The sequence below is a fragment of the Paracoccus seriniphilus genome, assembly GCF_028553745.1.
GTDB classification, from domain to species: Bacteria; Pseudomonadota; Alphaproteobacteria; order Rhodobacterales; family Rhodobacteraceae; genus Paracoccus; species Paracoccus seriniphilus.
Genome location: NZ_CP067129.1, coordinates 73394 through 94258, shown reverse-complemented (window position 1 = coordinate 94258; position 20865 = coordinate 73394). Strand labels below are relative to the sequence as shown.

Here is a 20865-nt window from a genome sequence, read left to right as displayed (position 1 = left end):
GGAAGGTGATCAGGCGGCAGACAATGCGGCGATGATCTTGTCGCCCATTTCGGCGGTCGAGACCGGCGTGCCGCCCTCGGCCCCCATCAGGTCGGGCGTGCGTACGCCATCGGCCAGAACCTGTTCCACGGCACGTTCCAGTTCGGCAGCGGCATCGCCCTGATCAAAGGAATAGCGCAGCGCCATGGCAAAGCTGAGGATGCAGGCAATCGGGTTGGCCTTGCCCTGACCGGCAATATCGGGAGCAGACCCATGCACGGGTTCATACAGGGCCTTGGGACGGCCATTGGCCATCGGCGCGCCAAGGCTGGCCGAGGGCAGCATGCCAAGGCTGCCGGTCAACATGGCGGCCGCGTCGGACAGGATGTCCCCGAACAGGTTGTCGGTCACGATCACATCGAATTGTTGCGGGCGGCGGACCAGCTGCATGGCGCCATTGTCGGCATACATATGCGACAGTTCGACATCGGGATATTCGTTGTCATGCACCCATTGGACCTCTTCGCGCCAAAGGATACCGGATTCCATGACATTGGCCTTTTCCATCGAGCAGACCCGGTTGCCGCGGCGCCGCGCCAGTTCAAAGGCCGAGCGTGCGACGCGCCGGATCTCTCCGCTGGTATAGCGTTGGGTGTTGATGCCGACGCGCCCGCCTTCATTGTCGGGATTGTTGTCGTCGTCATGGATGCCGCGGGGCTCGCCGAAATAGATTCCCGAGGTCAGTTCGCGCACGATCAGGATATCCAGTCCCGCGACCACATCGCGTTTCAGCGACGAGAAATCGGCAAGCGCATCAAAGCATTGCGCAGGACGCAGATTGGCGAAGAGATCCATTTCCTTGCGCAGGCGCAGCAGGCCGCGTTCGGGTTTGACGCTGAAATCCAGATTGTCATATTTCGGGCCGCCGACCGCGCCCAGAAGGACTGCATCGACGGCCTGCGCCTTGGCCATCGTCTCATCCGCAAGGGGGACGCCATGCACATCATAGGCCGATCCGCCGACCAGATCGTGGCTGACGTCAAAGCTCATGCCGCGGTTGGCCTGGAACCAGTCAATGACCTTGACCACCTCAGTCATGACTTCCGGGCCGATGCCGTCACCCGGCAGAATAAGAAGCGAATAGGCGTCGGACATGCGAAATCTCCCTCGGGTCGCGCGATTGGCTGATGGGATGTGGGGTTAGACCCGGGCCGCAAGCGGGTCAAGCTCACGTTGATTTGGTTTGCACCTCGGGCCGGCTTCATGCCCGATGGCGGCGCGAAGGACTGACTGGATATGCGATGAAACTGCTGGATGCCCTCATGGTCGCGACGATCGCCGGTGCAACGCTGCTGCTTGCAACGGCGGATGCCTCGTTTGGACAGGACCGGCTGGTGGTGCCGCTGCCCGATGTTTCGGGTTTGTCCCGGGATCAGGCGCAGGCCCTGACCGTGCGGGTCGTCGAGGCGGATATCATCGGCTCGAACTGCGGCGATTATGCCATCACCGACGGGGAATGGACGCTGCTGACCGGCACCGGGGAATTGCTGGCCGAGAAGCTTGAACTGGACCCGGTAGGATTCGAGCGGGAATTCCGCGCCCCAGCCTATGAACTGCTTGACGATCCCGGCGCCTGTGAGCGCCTGGGCCCCAAGGTCGCACCGCTGATCGCGCAGCTGGTCGGGATGGGTGGCGCAACCCGGCCACAGGCAGCGGAAGCGGACTGAACTCCAGCCTTGCACCGGACCGCGCCATGGCGCAGCTTGCCCGCGCCACAAGGGGAGGTCGCGCATCATGCCAGCATTGTCCGCCGGGCTGATAAGCCTGACGCTGGGTTACACGCTCAGCCAGTTCTATCGCGCGTTCTTGGCAGTTCTGGCCCCGGTCCTGAGCGCTGAACTGGGCGCGACGCCCGGCGATCTGGCGGTGTCATCGGGGTTGTGGTTCATCTCTTTCGCGGTGATGCAGATGCCGGTGGGCTGGGCGTTGGACCGGTTCGGGCCGCGCCGGACCGTGGCGGCAGCGCTGGGTGTCGGCGGCGCGCTGGGGGCGATGGTCTTTGCGCTGGCCACGGCGCCCTGGCACCTGCATGTCGCCATGACGCTGTTGGGCATTGGCTGTTCGCCCGCCCTGATGGGGCCATATTATATTCTGGCCCGGGAATATCCGCCGGCTTCCTTCAGTGCGCTGGCGGGAATCGTCGTCGGCTTCGGCTCGCTTGGCAATATCCTGGGAGCCGCGCCGCTCGTCTGGCTGATCGAGGCTGCCGGCTGGCGGGCGACGCTGTGGGGGCTGGCTGCAGTGACCCTGGCGGTTGCCGCGACAGTGCTGATCCTTGTGCGCGATCCCGAACCGCTGGAGGCCGATCAGCCGAAAGGCTCGATTGCACAGATCCTGCGCCTGCGGGCGCTGTGGTTCATTCTGCCACTGTTCTTCTGCAATTATGCCGCCTCGGCGGCGATCCGTGGCCTATGGGCCGCGCCCTATCTGGAACAGGTCTATGGCGCTGATCCCGAAAGCATCGGCCGGGCCACGCTGGCCATGGGGCTGGCGATGGTGATCGGCAATTTTCTGGTCGGTCCCGCCGTCAAGCTGGTAGGCAGCCTGCGGCGCACGGTGCTGATCTCGACGGCCTGCACGGTGCTGGTCATGGTCATTCTCTGGGCGTTTCCCGATGTCGGGATCGGCATTTCGACCTTGTTGCTGACGCTTGTGGGCCTGTCGGGGGCGGCTTATCCGCTGTTGATGGCGCATGGACGGTCCTTTCTGCCCCGGCATCTGGTCGGACGCGGTGTCACCTTTCTGAACATGTTCTCAATCGGCGGGGTCGGCGTCATGCAGTTCGCCTCGCGCCCGATCTATGGTGCAGCAAGCGCGACCTACCCTCCGGCGCAGGCCTTCGCTATGTTGTGGTTGTTCTTCCTGATCCCTCTGGCGGTCGGGTTCGCCCTGTATTTTCTGACGCCGGAGGCCGAAAATGGCTGAGAACCCGACCGACACGCCTCTTGTGATCGCGCCCAATCTGAAACGCCGCCTGTCGGGCGTGACGGCGACGGTGGTCCGGCTGATCCCGGTTCAGGCCGCGATGATCCCCATTCGCGCCACCGGGCCGGGCCTGCCGCCCGAGGTGCCCCATATCCCGCTGCTGCGCGCTGCGACACTGCCGCGCGACCGCTGGCGCGTCTGGCATGCCCGCCGCAACACCGAGATGGCGCTTGGCCTGATCCTGCGCCGTATCCTGCGCCGCAAGTTCCGGCTGATGTTCACCTCGGCTGCGCAGCGTCACCATACCGGCTTTACCCGCTGGCTGATCCGGCAGCAGGAGGCCTTGGTTGCCACCACCCCGCAGGCCGCCAGCTATCTTGAGCGTCCGGCCAAGGTGGTCATGCATGGTGTTGACACGGAAATCTTTCGTCCCGCCAACAACCGCGCCGCATTGCGCCGCCAGCTGGGACTGGATCCGGATGCGGTTCTGATCGGCTGTTTTGGCCGCGTGCGCGAACAGAAGGGTGTGGATCTGCTGGTGAAAGCGGGGCTGCGCCTGCTGCCCGACCGGCCCCGTGCCCAGATCATCTTCACCGGCCGGATCACTGCGGACAATCGCGCATTTGCCGACGATCTGCAGGACCGTATCAATGCTGCGGGGCTGCAGGAGCGGATAAGATTTCTGGGGGAGCTGCCGTGGGAGCGGGTCGTGCAGCATTATCAGGCGCTCGACCTGTTCGCTGCGCCCGCCAGATGGGAAGGCTTCGGCCTGACCCCGCTGGAGGCCATGGCCTGTGGCGTTCCCGCGATCGGCTCGCGCGTGGGCGCCTATGAGGCCATCATCGCGGATGGCCGCACCGGCAGCATTGTCGAAACCGGCGATCTGGATGCACTGGCTGATGCCCTGCGCCACTGGCTGGATGATGACGCCGCCCGGCAGCAGGCGGGGCGCGACGCCCGGACCCATGTCGAGGACAATCACAGCATTCAGACCGAGGCCCGCGCCTTGGTGCAGGTCTATCGCGATCTGCTGGCGCAGACGTGACGCGGCTGGGCTTCTATACGGCGCGGCTGATGCGCAATGAGGCCGCATTGGCCCGCCTGTCTGTTTCGACGGCGGAGCTGCTGGATGATCTGACCGATCGTTCGGTCGCGCTGGTCGGCAATGCGCGGGCATTGGCCCAAGGCAGTCAGGGGGACGAGATCGACGCGGCCGACCGGGTGGTGCGGATCAATCGCGCCCCGATGCCCGGTCCGGTCAGCCACGGGACCCGCACCGACTGGCTGGCGCTGGCCACGCGGTTGTCCGCTGCCGATCGCGCGCGCATCGCGCCCGGACGCATTCTGTGGATGTCACCCAAACGCAAGCGGCTGGACTGGTCCAGCGCCTCCTCGCCCGGCTTCTATCTGCACCCGCTGGAGGCTTATCGTGCCCTTGGGGACCGTCTTGCCGCGCCGCCCACGACCGGGGCGATGATGATCGACCTGCTGATGCGCTCGCGCCTGAAGAAGCTGTCGCTCTACGGGTTCGATTTCTTTGCCAGCCAAAGCCTGTCAGGCAAACGGACTGCCGCGCAGGTGCCTCATGATTTTCAGGCCGAGGCCGCCTGGGTCGATGACCTCTTGCGCCGTGACGCCCGCCTGGTCCTGCATGCACGGGGCGGGGCATAAGGCTGCCCTGACACAGGCTGCCCCTTCCATCCCGGACCTGGTTGCGCTAAACGCCAGCGACTGCAGGAAAAGGGAGTCCCCAATGGGCTACAGAGTCGTTGTTGCCGGCGCCACGGGGAATGTGGGCCGCGAGATGCTGAATATCCTGGCCGAACGCCAGTTCCCGGTGGACGAGATTGCCGTTCTGGCATCGCGCCGCAGCCAGGGGACCGAGGTCAGCTTTGGTGACCGGACCCTGAAGATTCAGGATATCGAGCAGTTCGACTTTACCGGCTGGGACATGGCGCTGTTTGCCATTGGCTCGGATGCGACCAAGAAATATGCGCCTGTCGCCGCCAAATCGGGCTGCGTGGTGATCGATAACAGCTCGCTGTATCGTTATGACCCCGAGATCCCGCTGATCGTGCCCGAGGTGAACCCCGAGGCGATCACGGAATATTCCAACAAGAACATCATCGCGAATCCCAACTGCTCGACCGCGCAGATGGTTGTCGCGCTGAAGCCGTTGCACGACCGTGCGCGCATCAAACGCGTCGTCGTCTCGACCTATCAGTCGGTGTCCGGCTCCGGCAAGGATGGCATGGACGAATTGTGGAATCAGACCAAGGGCATGTATGTCCCCGGTCAGGAAGTCGCACCTGACAAGTTCCAGAAACAGATCGCCTTCAACGTGATTCCGCAGATCGATGTCTTCATGGAAGACGGATCGACCAAGGAAGAATGGAAGATGGTCGCCGAAACCAAGAAGATCGTCGACGCCTCGATCAAGGTAACGGCAACCTGTGTGCGCGTTCCCGTCTTTGTCGGCCATTCCGAAGCGATCAATATCGAATTCGAGGATTTCCTGGACGAAGATGAAGCCCGTGACATCCTGCGCGAAGCGCCGGGGATCATGGTCGTCGACAAGCGTGAACCCGGTGGTTACACGACGCCGGTTGAATGCGTCGGCGATTTCGCCACCTTCATCAGCCGTATTCGTCAGGATGGCACGATCGAAAATGGTCTGAACATCTGGTGCGTCAGCGACAACCTGCGCAAGGGCGCGGCGCTGAACGCCGTGCAGATCGCGGAACTTCTGGGCAATCGTGTCCTGAAAAAAGGCTGATTGGCCAGAAAAATCGTCAGAACGACGGGCAGCACGACGGATGTCATTGCTGCCCGTTTTCTTTTGATCCGGGCCGTTCGATCCGTCCGGCAGGTGGATACGGACAGAGAGCCTGATCGGGCATCAAATCCTTGGCATTCCGGGTCCTGCCGCAAGCGAGAAAAGTCGGGTGGACCACCGCGCGATGGCGATGTCGCCGGTGTGCTGAATCTTTGGGCAGCGCGCCAGTATAGCCATCATTCAGAGCGGGAAATTGCTGAATGCCGCGCTGCAGCGACGCGGTGACTCAATCCTTGATTGAAGTCGTGCCCGTTGTTGGCGCAGATGGTGAACAGATAGTTGTTCTTCTTGTAGTTGAATCGTTCTGCTGCCTGCTCGCCGATGAAATCTGAACCCACCGGGAGGTATATGCATGAATACAGAAGAGCTTTCGGTGCCCATGCATCCTGTGACGATCTCCATTCCCGGACAGGTCGATCTGGTTCAGGAAGTCATTGCCACATTTCCTGCATGTGGCCGCATTCTGGACCTTGGGACCGGCTCGGGGATTGCTGCCCGGCATTTCGATCAGGCCGGTTGGGATGTGACCGCGACGGGCTATAACATGGAGGCCTATCTGCAGGACGAGCCCCTGCCCGAAAGCATCCGTGTTCTGCCGGATGTGGATATCTGCGATGCGCATCAGTTCCGCGACGGCGAGTTCGACGCCATCTGGTGTGCCCATGTGCTGGAACATGTCTCGAATACCGGTCTGGCCCTGGCTGAAATCCGACGCATTCTGAAACCTGACGGATGGCTGTTCATCGCCGTCCCTCCCTACAAGGATCAGGTCGTTGGCGGTCACGTGAATACGGGCTGGAACGTCGGAATGTTGATGTATGTGCTGGCGGATGCGGGCTTTGGCTTGGCGGAAGGACGGTTCATCCATCACGGCTACAACATCTTCGGCATGGTCCGGCGCGGGCCGGGTCCGCTGCCCGCCGGTTCCCTGCGCCGCGCCAATGGCGATATCGAGATCCTGTCCGACGCAGGGCGTTTTCCAAAGGGGTTTCCGGCGGCGCAGGGTTTTGAAGGGCGGCGGCGCGCGGTCAACTGGCTGTGGAACCAGGTTCCGCGACAGATCCCTGTGGCCCGCAAGGAGCTTGCCAACCCTCCGCCCGTTGCATCCATGAAGATCGGCCTGTTCCTGCCCTGGATCACGATAGGGCAGGGAAACGCCGAGAATGTCGGTCAGATGATGGCCAATGCCATGGCCGCGCGAGGCCATGAGGTCACTGTCTTCACCTTTGACGACAAGCAGGCACCGTCGCGCTGGCCACTGGATGATCGCATCACGCTGGTGCATCTGCCCGAGGCCGATGACGAGTCCGCCGATGATCGTATCGCCATCGAGATTGCCAGTCACGATCTGGACCTGCTGGTTGGACTGCAGATGAATCGCTTCGTGCTGCGCTATCTCCGCTGCGCCCACAGGCTTGGTCTGCCGCTGGTGCTGTCCGAACATGGAGATCCGCGCTGTCGCGACGGCATCGCAAGACCTCTGACCGGCGACCGCGCCGTGGCAATGGGCGGCGCAACGCTGATCCATCTGTCGCATCCCGAATCCATCAGGATTCTGCCCCCGGCGCTGCAGCGCAAGGCGCGCCTGATTGTCCCGGCGCTTCACGAGCCCGATCCGCTGGCCGCAGCCGCCGATTGGGAAGGCGAAGATCGTATCCTGCTGGCGGTCGCCCGGCTGGTGCCTGTCCAGAACCAGCTTCGTTTGGTCGAAGCATTTGCAGGGCTGGCGCAGGATTTCCCGCAGTGGCGCTTGCAGATTGTCGGAACCGGCCCGGTGAAGTCCCATCTCGTTGCGCGGATATGGGAACTGGATCTGGCCGAGCGTATCGATCTTGTCGATGAAAACGAGGATATCGCTGCGCTCTATGCCGGCGCGGATCTGTTCGTATCACCCTCGGTATCCGAAGGTTTCGGGATGGAACTGTGTGAAGCCATGGCGCATGGGCTGCCTGTCGTCGGTATCCGCGCCTCTGCAGGTGCGCGCGCCAGGATCGTTGATGGCAAGACAGGAGGGCTTTGCAAGGATGACGATCCGAACACGATTGCCGCCGCTTTGCGAAGCCTGATGTCGGATGACAAGACCCGCCATCGGATGGGGGCCGCTGCACGCCAGCATTTCCTGTCGGATCTTCGCAATGACGTCATTTACGCTGCCTGGGAAGAACTGTTTTCCGAGGCAAAGGACATCTACCGCCCGCTTCGAAGTCCCGATCCGGAAACCATGATGGCCATCCGCCTGTGGAAACTGGCCGAAGGCTTGACGACTGAGCCTCACGCAATCGCCAAACACAAAGTGCCCTGATCCATGTCCCATCAGCAATCATACCTTCGCTTCCAGAAATTTCTTGAAGAACGTCAGCGGTCACATGACCGCAAGCGCGACATTCGCCAGCATGTGCTGTCCTTGACGGCGAGTCAGGTCGGGACCGGATTGGTTTCCGAGGTTCTGAACACGCGATTCGGTGCCAATCTGCCCAATCTCTTTCCCAAGATTCGCGCAGTGGATGCCGCGGGCATCGAGAAATGTTCTGCCTATTTCATGCATGGAACAGTTCAGGAAAGTGAGGAAAGTTCCCACAAGGGAGCGGTGAAGCTTCTGTCCGTGGCCCCCGCCAACAAGCCGGTCATTCTGATGGAAACGAGCTTTCTGGCCACCACGCATAGCTGGATTCACAGCTCGACGGAAAAGGACCCCGCCTATGCCTGCTTGGGCTATGTCTATGACGACATCGCCCATTACTTCATGGCCGATTATCCCAACCGACTGATCCGGAAGCTGAACAGCGTGGAAACACCCTCCGAGGAGGAACTTGCGCGTGCCGAGCGGTTGTTGACGCGGATCGTGGATCAGCGGATCAGCAAGTATAATGCCCAGCCCATGCGTGCCCCGGCGATGACCGAGGGCTATGCGCGCCGGGTGATGGTCTGTGATCAGGCCTTTGCGGATGCCTCGACCATTTATGGCAAGGTTGGCGAAGCCGAGTTCGAGCAGATGCTGCAGGCTGCCATCGATGAGAACCCGGATGCGGAAATCCTGGTCAAGACCCACCCGGATACCAGCTGGGGAAATGGCAAGCGAACCGGCTATTACACGCATCTGCAGTCGTCCGGTCGGGTCCGGGTCCTGCGTGATCCGGTCAACCCCTACATGCTGTTCGATCAGGTCGACACAGTTTATGTCGGCACCAGCCAGATGGGGCTTGAGGCGCTGTTTGCGGGCAAGAAGGTGGTGACCTTTGGCGCACCTTTCTATGCGGGCTGGGGTCTGACCGACGACCGTCAGCAGATCCAGCATCGTCAGCGTGAACGGTCGCTTGCCGAAATCTTCCACTATTTCTACATCTGGTACACGATCTATCATCTGCCCGGGCAAAAGGGACCGGCCGAGATCGAGGACGTGCTGTCCTATATCGAGACGAACCGTCCCTATCCGCTGCCGCCAACCAAGGCCGAGCTTGCTGCGCCGCCAAAGGTTTCGGTGGTTGTCCCGGTATATGGGGTCGAGAAATATCTCGAACAGTGCATCAACTCGATCCAACGCCAGACGCTGCGTGAAATCGAGATCATTCCGATCAACGATGCCTCTCCGGACAATTCGCAGGCCATCATTGACCGCCTTGCGGCCGACGATGGCCGCATCCGGCCGGTCATCCTGACCAAGAACATCCAGCTGGGCATGGTCCGCAACCGCGGCATCGCAGAGGCGCGCGGAAAATACATCTGGTTCATCGACAGCGATGACTGGCTGGGCAACCCGGACATGCTGCGCCAGGTCTATGAAGTCGCGGAAGAGCGCGGTCTTGATATGGCGCGGTCCCGAAAGGCTTATGAAGCTGTCTTCGACGAGAACGATCAACTGCTGCGCAAGCGGAACGATTACTGCGAGGATTTCTTCCAGACGACCGTTCCCGAGACCAATTTTGCCGAGTCACCCGTGATCCTCAAGAGCCGGCATTGCTGGACATGGCTTTATAGAACAGAGTTTCTTCGCGAGAAGAACATCCGCTTCATGACTCCGAAATGGGAAGAACGTGCCTTCCTTCATCAGGCTTTCGTAAAGTCCCGGGCGATCGGGCTGGTTGCCACGGATGGACCCGTCTACCGCATTCGACAGAATTCCATATCCCGCAGCACGCGCAGCGAGTTCGACTATCAGTTGATGCAGGAGAACTTTCACCACACGTTCAACAGCTATCTTGAGGTGGGCGCAGAAAACCGCAACCACCCGCTGCGGGGGCATCTCAATTACCAGCTTTCCCAATTCGTTCAGCAGGTGATGACGGGGCGCGTCTATCCATACTATCGGGACATGGGCGAAGATAAGGAAGCAGAGTTCCTGTCGCGTCTGCGGGACGAATTTCAGCGCTGTGACTTTCGACCGGATGATTTCGTCACCGATATTCCAAGGCTGAGCAAGGATCATCTTCTGGGCGAAGCTTTCCCGCTGATGATTGCTGCGATCCGGGCTGATCGGGTCGACCTGCTGCGTCATGCCGTGGACCTGACAGCGGTTCCGCAGAAAACCCTCTATCAGACGCTCATGAGCGAGCCGACCAGCGAGGTGATCGCCGACCTTCAGGCAGCGGTCAACCGTTTCGCGCGCAACGAAAGGGTGCAGATCTCCGACATCACGCCTGCCGAGGGCAAGATCACCAAGCCCCGTGTCATCATCCATATCGGGGCGACCAAGACAGGCAGCACCTATATCCAGCACATGCTGGAGAAGAATCGCGCGGCCCTGCTGCGCAAGGGCGTCTGGTTCCCCGAGGTCGGCCTGTTCTGGCAACCGACGCGACCACGCAAGCAGGCAGGGCATGCCAATTTTACCCGCGCCGCCGTCAAGAAAGAGCCCGCCCTGATCGATCATATCCAGCGCGGCCTGGAATTGATGGACGGGCAGATCCATACCATCGTGCTGTCGAGCGAAGCGTTCTTCTTGCACGAAGCCGCACACCGTCTGGCCGATTACTTTGCCGGTCATCAGGTCGAAATGGTGGTATATCTGCGCCGCCAGGATGAATGGGCAAATTCGCAATACAGCGAATTCGTCGCCGGTGGTGCCGTCGGTCGCGTGGATGTTCCCTTCGGTGAATGGCTTGAGAAGGAAAATGTCCGTCGTCGGCTGGACTATTCGCTCTTGCTGCGCAAATGGCGCGACAAGATCGGTCTGCCCAATGTTCATGTACGGATTTTCGATCGGTCCCAGTTCGTTGATGGTGATCTGCTGAGTGATTTCGCGGATGCCACCGGTTTGCCGCAATTGCTTGACCTGCCGCGCCCGGATGAAAAAGAACAGAATGACGCGCGCCTGTCCGCTGCGCATGTCGAATTGTTGCGGCAGTTCAACATGCGTCCATTCAAGGACCGCGACAGCTATTTCGACTTCATTGAAGAGGTCGGAACGGCAATTACGGACTGGCGCCGTGAACGCGATCTGCCATTGCCCAAGCCCTGGATTCCCAGCGAAGCCGAGGCCGATGCGCTGATGGCTGAATATGCCGATATCAACAAGGATATCGCGCAGGAATACCTGGGCCGGCAGGATGGCGAAATCTTCGGGCCCCGAGGCAGGATTCCCGAACCCGCCTCGGTTCATGCCGGCGAAATCGAGTTGATCGATCAGATCTATCGCCGTCACGCGGCACCCTCGGCTGATGCGGTTCAGCAAAAGCGTATCAAGTCGCTGGAAGATCAGGTGGCCGATCTGTCAGCCAAGCTTCGGCGCGCGACAGAGAAAAAGCCCGCGCAGGCTGCAAAGAAAGTCAGCCCCGCTGCGGGACCGAAAAAGACCGGTTCCGCCCCGACCAAGCCGCCCCATAAGCCTGCCGCTCAGGCAGAGTCGGCAAAACCGGTCAAGGCCCCGGCCGGGAAGGCTTCGCCTCCGCTGGCAAATGGCGTCGCAGTGTCTTCCGGGAAACCGGGATTGGTTGCTGCGAATGCCATTGCCAATGACACGAAACCCAAGCAGGCCAAGCCGCATAATCAGGTCAAGCCGAAGGCCAAGGCGCCCTCGCGCCCAAGGCCGTTGCAGCTGCGTCGTATCGGCGGAAAGCTGGGCAGGATCGGGCACAGACTGTCTCGGGCGCTTCGCGCCTGAGACAGCGGCTTCATCCGCGTTTGTCGCTCTGGTGCATGGGGCAATCCTGGACTAAACCCCGGGATTGCTGATGCCCGAAGGAGCTGCCCATGTTCACCGTTTCGCTGATTGCCTCGCCCGTCACTGCCAATCTTGAAAGTGCGCTTCTGGATGGCCTGGCAAAATCATGGGAGGGCGGCGGGCCGCGCTGGCTCAATCCGGGGGTGGCCGGGGAATTCGACATCACGGCCATGCCCGCCGACGTCGAGCAGGTGTGGTCCGATCTGCAGACGATTGGCATTGATCTGGCGATTCAGCCGACCATCGGACGGCGCAAGTCCATTCTGCTGGCGGATATGGATTCGACCATGATCGAGCAGGAATGCGTTGACGAACTGGCCGATGTTGCCGGGGTCGGGCCGCGCGTCGCCGATATCACCGCCCGTGCCATGAATGGAGAGCTGAATTTCCACGAGGCCCTGGTCGAGCGGGTCGGCCTGTTGGCGGGTTTGCGGGAGACGGTCATCGAGGACGTGTTGGAAACGCGGATCACCATGGCCCCCGGCGGGCGCGAACTGGTGGCCACGATGCGTGCCAATGGCGGCTATGCTGCGCTGGTCTCGGGCGGGTTCACATCCTTTACCGGGCCTGTGGCGGCGCGTCTGGGTTTCGACGAAGATCGCGCCAATACGCTGCTGGCTGAAGGCGGGGTTCTGACGGGGCATGTCGCGCTGCCGGTTCTGGGGCGCGAAGCCAAGGTCGAAGCCCTGCAAGAGATCGCCGCGGCCCGCGGGCTGACAACCGCAGATGTGATCGCGGTCGGTGATGGCGCCAATGATCTGGGGATGCTGCAACTGGCTGGCACCGGCGTAGCCCTGCATGCCAAGCCCGTCGTGGCGGCACAGGCGGGCATTCGCATCAATCACGGTGATCTGACCGCGCTGCTGTATCTGCAGGGTTACCGGGTTTCGGAATTCGTTACCGACTGATCGCGGATCCTATCCAGACAATGTGGCAAAGCGGCTGGCGATCGCGCCGTCGCTTTGCAAGACAGCGGCAAAGGCGCATGGGTCGCATATGTTCGAACTTACCGTGGAAATTGCCCTCCTGCTGGTGGCCGCAGGCTTTGCAGCCGGATTCGTAGATGCGATCGCCGGGGGTGGAGGGCTGATCACGGTGCCGGTGCTGATGCTGGTCGGCATGCCACCGGCTCAGGCTCTGGCGACCAACAAGGTGCAGGGTGCCTTCGGGGCGGCAACTGCCGCCGTCAGCTATGCCGCGCGCGGGCAGGTTGATCTGAAGTCGCAATGGAAGTCCGCACTGCTCGCCGGGCTTGGCGGGCTGGCGGGGGCGGGGCTTGTCAGTCATCTGCCGACCGATGCCCTGCGGGTGGTCTTGCCCGTGATCCTGATCGGAATCGCCGTTTTCTTTGCGTTGAAACCGGGCCTGAACGATCTGGACCGTATTCGCAGGATGGGGGCGGGGCTGTTTGCGGCTACCGTCGTGCCGCTGATCGGCTTTTACGACGGGCTGGTCGGGCCGGGGGCCGGATCCTTTTACATGATGGCCTTCGTAACTCTTGCCGGATATGGCGTCCTGAAGGCCACTGCCCATACCAAGCTGCTGAACTTGTTTTCAAACCTGGGTGGCCTGGCGATGTTTGCCATGGTCGGACAGCCGTTGTGGCTGGTCGGGATCATGATGGGAGGGGCCCAGATCATCGGAGCCGCGATCGGCGCAAGGCTGGCCCTGCGCATCGGTTCGCGGTTGATCAAGCCGCTGCTGGTCGTGACCTCGACGTTGCTGGCGCTGCGCCTCATCTGGCAATTGATCTAGCGACAAAGGAAAAAACCGACGCCCGCTCTGCCAAGGGGGCGCCGGCTGGTCTGCTTGCCGAAAAGGCGGTCATTGGGGGATGCCGCCTTCGAGGTCATTTCAACAGATGGACATGTCGATCCTGTGACGATCTGGCACGTAATGTGCGGTTCAGACCGGGAAACCGGGGGCGGGCCGCAGTTCGCCGGTCACCATGCCGCGCCAGTTCTTCATCGGATCGGTCAGCAGCTTGCCCACCGTGGGATCGGCCTTGTCCAGAACGCCCAGATGCACAAGAAGCGCAGTGATCGCGGCCTCGCTGGCGCGGGTGCCACCATCAAGAACCTTCAGCGCAATGCCCAGCCCCATCTCGGGAAGAATGGCGACATAGACCGCCTCGGCGCCGGTCTTGGCCGCCACACGGCCCCCGGTCGCGCGCATCAGCCGGGTGCAGGCACGGCCCTCGCCTGCCACCATCTCGGGGTGGGCACGCATGGCATCTACCAGCCGTTGCATGGCCTGCCCGCGCCGGTCCTGTGCAGGATTCGCAAAGGCGGCCATGGCGCGCCCCAGCCCTTCAAGACTACAGGACCAGTTGGGGGCCGAACATCCATCGATGCCATAGCCGGGGCTGGTTTCCCCGGTGACCTCTTCAAAGGCTGATCTGACGGCCTGCTGAACGGGATGATCGGGATCGACATATTCACTGCCGCCGCCCAGTTTGCGGTTCAGGGTCAGGAAACCTGCATGTTTTCCCGAACAGTTGTTGTGCAGCTGACAGGGCGATTCGTCGCTGCAGGTCAGGCGCCGGTTTTCATCCTTGTCCTGCGGCATATGGCTGCCGCAGCGGAAATCGCTTTCAGAGATGTCTATCGCGCGGATCCATTCATCCACGGCATCGACATGGATTCGCGCGCCGCTATGGCTGGCACAGGCCAGCGCAAGCTGGCGCTCGGTCAGGCGGGCGTCATCGGCTGCGCCGCTCTCGATCAGGGGAAGCGCCTGAATCATCTTGCAGGAGGATCGCGGAAAAATGATCTCGGACGGGCTGCCCCAGGCTTCCACAACGCCATGTCTGTCGCAGACCACGGCGTGGCCCAGATGCAGGCTTTCCCGCTGATTGCCGCGCCAAAGTTCGATTAATTCCGCAGAACGCATCACTGCTCCCCTGACATTTACGCGATTTCCTGACTTGCGCTCTTTTTTGCGCAATGATTTTGGCTATCCTGATTGCGGATGGTTGAAAAGACCAGCGCAATCAGGAAAAACGCCCGTCGAAGCGGCGAAATGAATGGCAGGAGGCCAGAGCATGAAAATCATTACCTTGCGCGCCATGGCGGCCATCGCGGTCATGTCAGCGGCAGGACTGAGCGGTGCCGTTGCGCAGGAATCCACGAATGTCGTGGCGACCGAAGGCGACTGGACCGTTTTTGCTGCCAGCAATCCCAAGGAATGCTGGGCAGTATCACCGCCCAAATCGACCCTGAACACCAGAAACGGCAAAGAGGTCGAGGTGATGCGCGGCGATATTCGCCTGTATGTTGCCTATCGCGCCGGTCAGAATGGCGAAGTGTCATTTACCGGTGGCTATCCTTTCGCACCTGACTCGACGGTCGAGGTCGATGTCGGAGGACAGAAATTCGATCTGTTCACCGAAGGTGAAAGTGCCTGGACCGGCAGTCCGAATGAAGACAGCAAGCTGATCGCTGCCCTGCGCGCCGGGGTCACGGCCGTGGTTACCGGGCGTTCGGCACGTGGCACCACCACGAAGGACACCTTCAGCCTGACAGGCGTGACCGCGGCGACGAATGCCGCCAAGGCGCGCTGCCAGTAAGCCCGGCCCGAGCGGGCATTCACGGGACCCTGCAAGGGGAGCGCCAGGACAGCGAGACAATGTCCTTAAGCGCGGCCGGTTGATTTCCGGCTGCGTTTGTCCTATGTGCGGTTCTTTCACGCGCAAACTTGGTGTCCCTATGTCTGCTCCGATCACGCAGGATGTCCTGACCATTCCCCGCAAGCTGCCGGAAGGTGGCCGGAAGAATATTGTCGGCTTGACCCGCGAACAACTGCGCGCGGCGCTGATCGAGGCCGGTACCCCGGAAAAACAGGCCAGGATGCGGGTCGGGCAGGTCTGGCAGTGGATCTATCACTGGGGTGTGCGCGATTTCGCGCAAATGACCAATCTGGCCAAGGATTACCGCGCCCTGCTGGACGAACGCTTCGAGATCGCGCTGCCCGAGGTCGTGACCCGTCAGGTCAGTGCCGATGGCACGCGCAAATACCTGCTGCGCATCGCGGGCGGGCATGAGGTCGAGGCGGTCTATATTCCCGAAGAGGGGCGTGGCACCCTTTGTGTGTCCAGTCAGGTTGGCTGCACGCTGACCTGCTCCTTCTGCCATACCGGCACACAGAAACTGGTGCGCAATCTGACCCCGGGTGAAATCGTCGGCCAGTTGATGGTTGCGCGCGACGATCTGGGCGAATGGCCCCAGCCGGGTGCGCCCCGCGACGAAACCCGTCTTGTCAGCAACATGGTCCTGATGGGCATGGGCGAACCGCTGTACAATTTCGAGGGCGTTCGCGACGCGATGCAGGTGGTGATGGACAATGAAGGTCTGTCGCTGTCGCGCCGCCGGATCACCCTGTCCACCAGCGGCGTCGTGCCCGAGATCGCCCGCACCGCCGAGGAAATCGGCTGCCTGCTGGCCGTCAGCTTCCATGCCACGACCGACGAGGTGCGCAACAAGCTGGTCCCGATCAACAAGCGTTGGAACATTGCCGCCCTGCTGGATGCCCTGCGGGAATACCCGCGCCTCTCCAACAGCGAGCGGATCACCTTTGAATATGTGATGCTGGACGGCATCAATGACAGCGACGAGGATGCGCGCCGGCTGGTGCGGCTGATCCGCGGCATCCCGGCCAAGATCAACCTGATCCCCTTCAACGAATGGCCCGGCGCGCCCTACAAGCGCTCCAGCTGGGAGCGGATCGAGTCCTTCGCCGACATCATCTACAAGGCCGGCTATGCAAGCCCCATCCGCACCCCGCGTGGCGAGGATATCATGGCGGCCTGCGGGCAGTTGAAATCCGCCACCGAGCGCGGGCGCAAGTCCCGTGCGCAGATCGATGCCGAGGCCGCAGGCTGACCCGCATCTCTGTCACGATCTGATTGCCGGGTCAGAACGCTTCTTTCGTCACAGAACGGGCCATGCCGCATATGGGTGCGGGCTGGCCCGTTTCCGGGTCAGCATTCGTCAGGTTTCCAGTTGTCGATGATCGCCAGGGCCTCATCGGCGGTTTCGACGAAATGCACCAGGTCCAGATCGGCATCACTGATGGTTCCGGCATCTGCCAATGCCTGCCAGTTGATGATTCCTTCCCAGAACTCGCGCCCGAACAGCAGGATCGGAATGGCCTTCATCCGCTTGGTCTGGATCAGCGTCAGGGTCTCGAACAACTCGTCCAGCGTGCCAAAGCCACCGGGAAACACGGTGATGGCACAGGCGCGCATCAGGAAATGCATCTTGCGCACGGCGAAATAGTGGAAATTGAAGCACAGATCCGGCGTGACATATTTGTTGGGCGCTTGTTCATGGGGCAGGACAATGCCCAGCCCGATGGAATGCCCACCGGCCTCATCGGCCCCCATATTGCCTGCTTCCATCACGCCGGGGCCGCCGCCGGTACAGATCACATATTCACGGCCATAGGTCTTCATGCTGCGCTCGGTCATCTTGCGGGCGAAGATGCGGGCTTCCTCGTAATATTTCGACAGGCTGGCCAGGGTCCGTGTGCGGGCCTGATCTGCCTGTTCCGGCGCGGGAATGCGCGCGCCGCCGAACATGACGACGGTGGATTCGATGCCGCGTTCATCCATGACCAGTTGCGGTTTCAGCAGTTCCAACTGCAAACGCACCGGGCGCAACTCCTCGCGCAGCAGGAAATCACGGTCTGTGAAGGCGAGGCGATAGGCAGGCGCACGGGTCTGCGTCGTGTCCGGCATCAGATCGGCGCGGGCCGCATCTTCATCGCTGTGGGGGAAGGGATGGGCGCGATCGCGGTCGTCGGTCTGTGTCATCGAAGCCTCGTCTCTGGGCCGGCGCGGATTGCGCGGCGTTACACTCAGGCTTATAGCCCTGATGTGACAGTTTCCAGCCGCACGACATATTTCAAGGAGAAGGCCCCGATGACCCAAGCTCTAGAGACCGCCATCGAGACCGCATGGGAAGACCGCGCCGCGATCACCAGCGCCACTACCGGTGAGGCCCGCGAGGCCGTTGAGGAAACCTTGAACGCGCTGGACAGCGGTGCGTTGCGCGTGGCCGAAAAGCGCGGTGCCGACTGGCATGTCAACCAATGGGCCAAGAAGGCGGTTCTGCTGTCCTTCCGCCTGAACGACATGGAAGAAATGTCGGGCGGCCCTCAAGGCGGAAACTGGTGGGACAAGGTGCCCAGCAAATTCGTCGGCTGGGGCGACAACCAATGGCAGGCCGCAGGCTTTCGTGCCGTGCCCGGTGCCATCGTGCGCCGCAGCGCCTTTATCGGCAAGGGCGCGGTCCTGATGCCCTCATTCGTGAACCTGGGCGCCCATGTCGGCGAAGGCACGATGGTCGATACCTGGGCCACCGTCGGCAGCTGTGCGCAGATCGGCAAGAACGTCCACCTTTCTGGTGGCGTCGGAATCGGTGGTGTGCTCGAGCCGCTGCAGGCAGGTCCGACCATCATCGAGGATGATTGCTTCATCGGCGCGCGGTCCGAGGTCGTCGAGGGCTGCATCATCCGCGAAGGCTCGGTTCTGGGCATGGGTGTTTATATCGGCCAATCGACCAAGATCGTCGATCGCGAAACGGGCGAAGTCATGTATGGCGAAGTGCCGGCCGGATCGGTCGTCGTATCGGGCACCATGCCGTCAAAGAATGGCGTGAACCTCTATTGCGCGGTGATCGTCAAACGGGTCGATGCCCAGACGCGCTCCAAGACCTCGGTGAATGAACTTCTGCGCGACTGAACGCGGCGGCGTGCCCAAGGCTGCCTGCCCCCTTGGGCGGGCGGCAACTGACCGGGGAGGGCCTGATGACGACATTGTATATCGATGCGGATGCCTGCCCCGTGAAAGGCGAAGCCGAACGCGTCGCGACGCGGATGCGGGTGCCGATGGTGCTGGTCTGCAATGGGGGGCTGCGGCCCTCGCAAAATCCACTGGTTTCTCTGGTCATCGTGGATGAGGGACCGGATGTCGCGGATCAATGGATCGCTGATCACTGCGGTGCCGGAGATGTCGTGGTGACCGCCGATCTGCCATTGGCTGACCGTTGCCTCAAGGCCGGTGCACGGGTTCTGAAACATGATGGCGAGGTGCTGACCGAGGCCAATATCGGCCCGCGTCTGGCCACCCGTGACCTGATGGCCGATATTCGTGCGGCCGATCCCTTCCATCGCGGTGGTGGTTCGGCCTTTTCCAAGGCGGACCGGGCGCAGTTCCTGCAAAGCCTGGATCGCCTGCTGTCCGCAGCGAAGCGGGCATGAAAGATCGAACGCCCTGAACCTGTGATGCGGTTGCGGCGTTGCATTCGGAAGACGGGTGGGGCGGGACATCGCGATCCTGCGTGAACAGGGGTGCAAATGGCAGACCGGCAATCTCTTCAGGAAATTCTGGACCGTTTCGCCCATGCCTCGGATCAGGACAAGACCAGCGTTGCCCAGGTGATGCGGGCGCTGGGGGACAGATCCTTTGCCGCCAATTTGCTGATTGCCGCCGCAACCGTGGTGTCGCCCTTGTCCGGGGTGCCCTTCGTTTCGACCATATGCGGCATCACCATTGCCATCATCTCGGCGCAGATGCTGGTTGATCGTGACCACCTCTGGCTGCCTGAGTTCCTGATGTCGAAACGGATCAAGTCGGGATGGTTGCGTCAGGCGGGGAAACATATCAGCAAGCCGGCGGGCTGGATGGATCAGATCACCCAGCCAAGACTTGTCTTTCTGGTTCAGCAGCCCTCGTTGTTCCTGTCGCAGCTGCTCTGCCTGCTTTGTGGGCTGGCAATGCCCTTCCTGGAGATCCTGCCGTTCACCTCGTCGATCATGGGAACGATCGTTTGCTTTTTTGCCTTTGGAATGCTGGCGAGGGACGGGCTGTTTACCCTCTTGGGCTATGGCACCACCCTGGTGCTGCCATTGACGCTGTTGCTGCTGTTGCGCTGAAGGGAAGACCTGTCCGCGATGGGGAGAGGGCGCATGGCCCGGCCATCGAGGCCGGGCCATGCGCCGCCCTTCTGCCGGCCTCGATGGCCGGCAGAAGGGCCACCCCTGTTCAGGTTCCGGGCTTGATCTTGTTCGCGGTTCCCTTGGCAAAGGCGTCCAGACGGGCTTTTGCGTCTTCTTGCGTATTGACCACGCCTGCGACGACGGCTTCGGCATAAGCCGCATCCAAAGCGCTCATGTTCTGCATATGGCTGATGGCCGAGCAGATGGCGAAGTTGGACAATGGCGGGTTCTGCGCGGCATTCCGTGCAATCTCTTGCGCCTTGGCAGCGGGGTCATCGACCAGATACTGGCACAGCCCGACGTCGACGGCTTCCTGCCCCTGGTACAGACGCCCCGACAGCATCATGTCGATCATGCGCGCCTTGCCGATCAGATCTGCGACGCGGATGGTCGCCCCGCCACCGGTGAACAATCCGCGCTGGCCCTCGGGCAGGCCGAAATAGGTGCCAGGTCCGGCCACCCGGATATGCGCGGCCGAGGCCAGTTCGAGCCCGCCGCCAACCACGGCCCCCTTGAGCACCGCGATCACCGGCACACCACCATATTCCATCTTGTTGAAGGCCTCGTGCCAGCGCAGGCAGACATGCATGAAATCGCTGGCCGAGCGGTTTTCGCGATGATGTTCCACCAGATCCAGGCCGGCACAGAAATGATCGCCATTGGCATGCAGGATCGCGGCGCGGATCCCCGCGCGTGGCAGAGTGACAAAGATATCCACCAGTTCGTCGATAGTCGCCAGATCAAGGGCGTTGCGTTTTTCCGGACGGTTGAGCGTCACGGTGGCAATGCCGTCGTCATCAACCTCCAGCAGGATGTTCTTCAGTTTCAGATCGGCAATATCACGCATCAGTTCCCCCGCTTTGACTCTGGTCTTTGCATAGCCTGCCAATGGCGGCGGGTATAGTGGCCA

19 protein-coding genes are annotated in these 20865 nt (G+C 61.6%); 15 read left to right on the top strand and 4 right to left on the bottom strand.

All coding sequences use genetic code 11. From position 1 onward, the window contains the following. Positions 1–9: 9 nt before the first annotated feature. A complete protein-coding gene (gene leuB, locus JHW44_RS00460) occupies positions 10–1134 on the bottom strand; it encodes a 3-isopropylmalate dehydrogenase (protein WP_089345367.1) in 1125 nt (374 codons plus the stop codon). Positions 1135–1280: 146 nt separating this feature from the next. Here leuB and JHW44_RS00455 point away from each other — a divergent pair, with 146 nt between their 5' ends. The 10 genes from JHW44_RS00455 (at position 1281) to JHW44_RS00410 (ending at position 13712) form a co-directional block, all read left to right on the top strand. Continuing rightward, positions 1281–1706, top strand: a complete 426-nt coding sequence (locus JHW44_RS00455; RefSeq protein ID WP_245847308.1) for a hypothetical protein — start codon at positions 1281–1283, stop codon at positions 1704–1706. A 67-nt stretch (positions 1707–1773) separates the two neighbouring features. Beyond that, positions 1774–2964, top strand: coding sequence for an MFS transporter (locus JHW44_RS00450; RefSeq protein WP_179217766.1), 1191 nt, complete (start codon positions 1774–1776; stop codon positions 2962–2964). Beyond that, positions 2957–4009, top strand: a complete 1053-nt coding sequence (locus JHW44_RS00445) for a glycosyltransferase family 4 protein (RefSeq protein ID WP_089345366.1) — start codon at positions 2957–2959, stop codon at positions 4007–4009. Before JHW44_RS00450 ends, JHW44_RS00445 begins: the two co-directional genes overlap by 8 nt. Continuing rightward, positions 4006–4635, top strand: coding sequence for a glycosyltransferase family 29 protein (locus tag JHW44_RS00440; RefSeq protein ID WP_089345365.1), 630 nt, complete (start codon positions 4006–4008; stop codon positions 4633–4635). The genes JHW44_RS00445 and JHW44_RS00440 overlap by 4 nt, the downstream gene beginning before the upstream one ends. 82 nt (positions 4636–4717) lie before the next feature. Continuing rightward, positions 4718–5740 (top strand): aspartate-semialdehyde dehydrogenase, encoded by a 1023-nt coding sequence (locus JHW44_RS00435; protein ID WP_089345364.1) that lies wholly within the window; start codon positions 4718–4720, stop codon positions 5738–5740. A 260-nt stretch (positions 5741–6000) separates the two neighbouring features. Next, entirely contained in the window at positions 6001–6132 is a 132-nt protein-coding gene (locus JHW44_RS00430) for a hypothetical protein (protein WP_272850281.1), read from the top strand. Positions 6133–6152: 20 nt separating this feature from the next. Next, on the top strand, positions 6153–8102 hold the full coding sequence (locus JHW44_RS00425; protein WP_089345363.1) for a glycosyltransferase: 1950 nt from the start codon (positions 6153–6155) through the stop codon (positions 8100–8102). Positions 8103–8105: 3 nt separating this feature from the next. Continuing rightward, entirely contained in the window at positions 8106–11897 is a 3792-nt protein-coding gene (locus JHW44_RS00420) for a capsular polysaccharide export protein, LipB/KpsS family (RefSeq protein WP_089345362.1), read from the top strand. An 89-nt stretch (positions 11898–11986) separates the two neighbouring features. Beyond that, positions 11987–12865 (top strand): phosphoserine phosphatase SerB, encoded by an 879-nt coding sequence (serB, locus tag JHW44_RS00415; protein ID WP_089345361.1) that lies wholly within the window; start codon positions 11987–11989, stop codon positions 12863–12865. Positions 12866–12953: 88 nt separating this feature from the next. Beyond that, positions 12954–13712, top strand: coding sequence for a TSUP family transporter (locus tag JHW44_RS00410; RefSeq protein ID WP_089345360.1), 759 nt, complete (start codon positions 12954–12956; stop codon positions 13710–13712). Positions 13713–13862: 150 nt separating this feature from the next. Here JHW44_RS00410 and JHW44_RS00405 read toward each other — a convergent pair whose 3' ends face one another. Further along, on the bottom strand, positions 13863–14849 hold the full coding sequence (locus tag JHW44_RS00405) for an asparaginase (protein WP_089345359.1): 987 nt from the start codon (positions 14847–14849) through the stop codon (positions 13863–13865). A gap of 151 nt (positions 14850–15000) precedes the next feature. Here JHW44_RS00405 and JHW44_RS00400 point away from each other — a divergent pair, with 151 nt between their 5' ends. Together JHW44_RS00400 and rlmN are read left to right on the top strand one after the other, a co-directional pair. Further along, entirely contained in the window at positions 15001–15525 is a 525-nt protein-coding gene (locus JHW44_RS00400) for an invasion associated locus B family protein (RefSeq protein WP_089345358.1), read from the top strand. Positions 15526–15664: 139 nt separating this feature from the next. Beyond that, positions 15665–16837, top strand: a complete 1173-nt coding sequence (rlmN, locus tag JHW44_RS00395) for a dual-specificity RNA methyltransferase RlmN (RefSeq protein ID WP_372801557.1) — start codon at positions 15665–15667, stop codon at positions 16835–16837. Between the two features lie 98 nt (positions 16838–16935). Here rlmN and JHW44_RS00390 read toward each other — a convergent pair whose 3' ends face one another. Then, positions 16936–17769 carry an LOG family protein gene (locus tag JHW44_RS00390; RefSeq protein WP_089345356.1) on the bottom strand — a complete coding sequence of 278 codons (834 nt, stop codon included), beginning with the start codon at positions 17767–17769 and terminating at the stop codon, positions 16936–16938. Between the two features lie 108 nt (positions 17770–17877). On the opposite strand from JHW44_RS00390, the gene dapD reads away from it, so the two are divergent. The 3 genes from dapD to JHW44_RS00375 all read left to right on the top strand — a co-directional run bounded on the left by dapD (position 17878) and on the right by JHW44_RS00375 (position 19892). Next, positions 17878–18699, top strand: a complete 822-nt coding sequence (gene dapD / locus JHW44_RS00385) for a 2,3,4,5-tetrahydropyridine-2,6-dicarboxylate N-succinyltransferase (RefSeq protein WP_089345355.1) — start codon at positions 17878–17880, stop codon at positions 18697–18699. A gap of 65 nt (positions 18700–18764) precedes the next feature. Then, on the top strand, positions 18765–19217 hold the full coding sequence (locus tag JHW44_RS00380; protein WP_089345383.1) for a YaiI/YqxD family protein: 453 nt from the start codon (positions 18765–18767) through the stop codon (positions 19215–19217). Between the two features lie 96 nt (positions 19218–19313). Further along, a complete protein-coding gene (locus JHW44_RS00375; protein WP_089345354.1) occupies positions 19314–19892 on the top strand; it encodes an exopolysaccharide biosynthesis protein in 579 nt (192 codons plus the stop codon). A gap of 109 nt (positions 19893–20001) precedes the next feature. Here the strand turns inward: JHW44_RS00375 and JHW44_RS00370 are convergent, their stop codons facing one another. Further along, positions 20002–20802, bottom strand: a complete 801-nt coding sequence (locus JHW44_RS00370; protein WP_089345353.1) for a crotonase/enoyl-CoA hydratase family protein — start codon at positions 20800–20802, stop codon at positions 20002–20004. Positions 20803–20865: the final 63 nt, after the last annotated feature.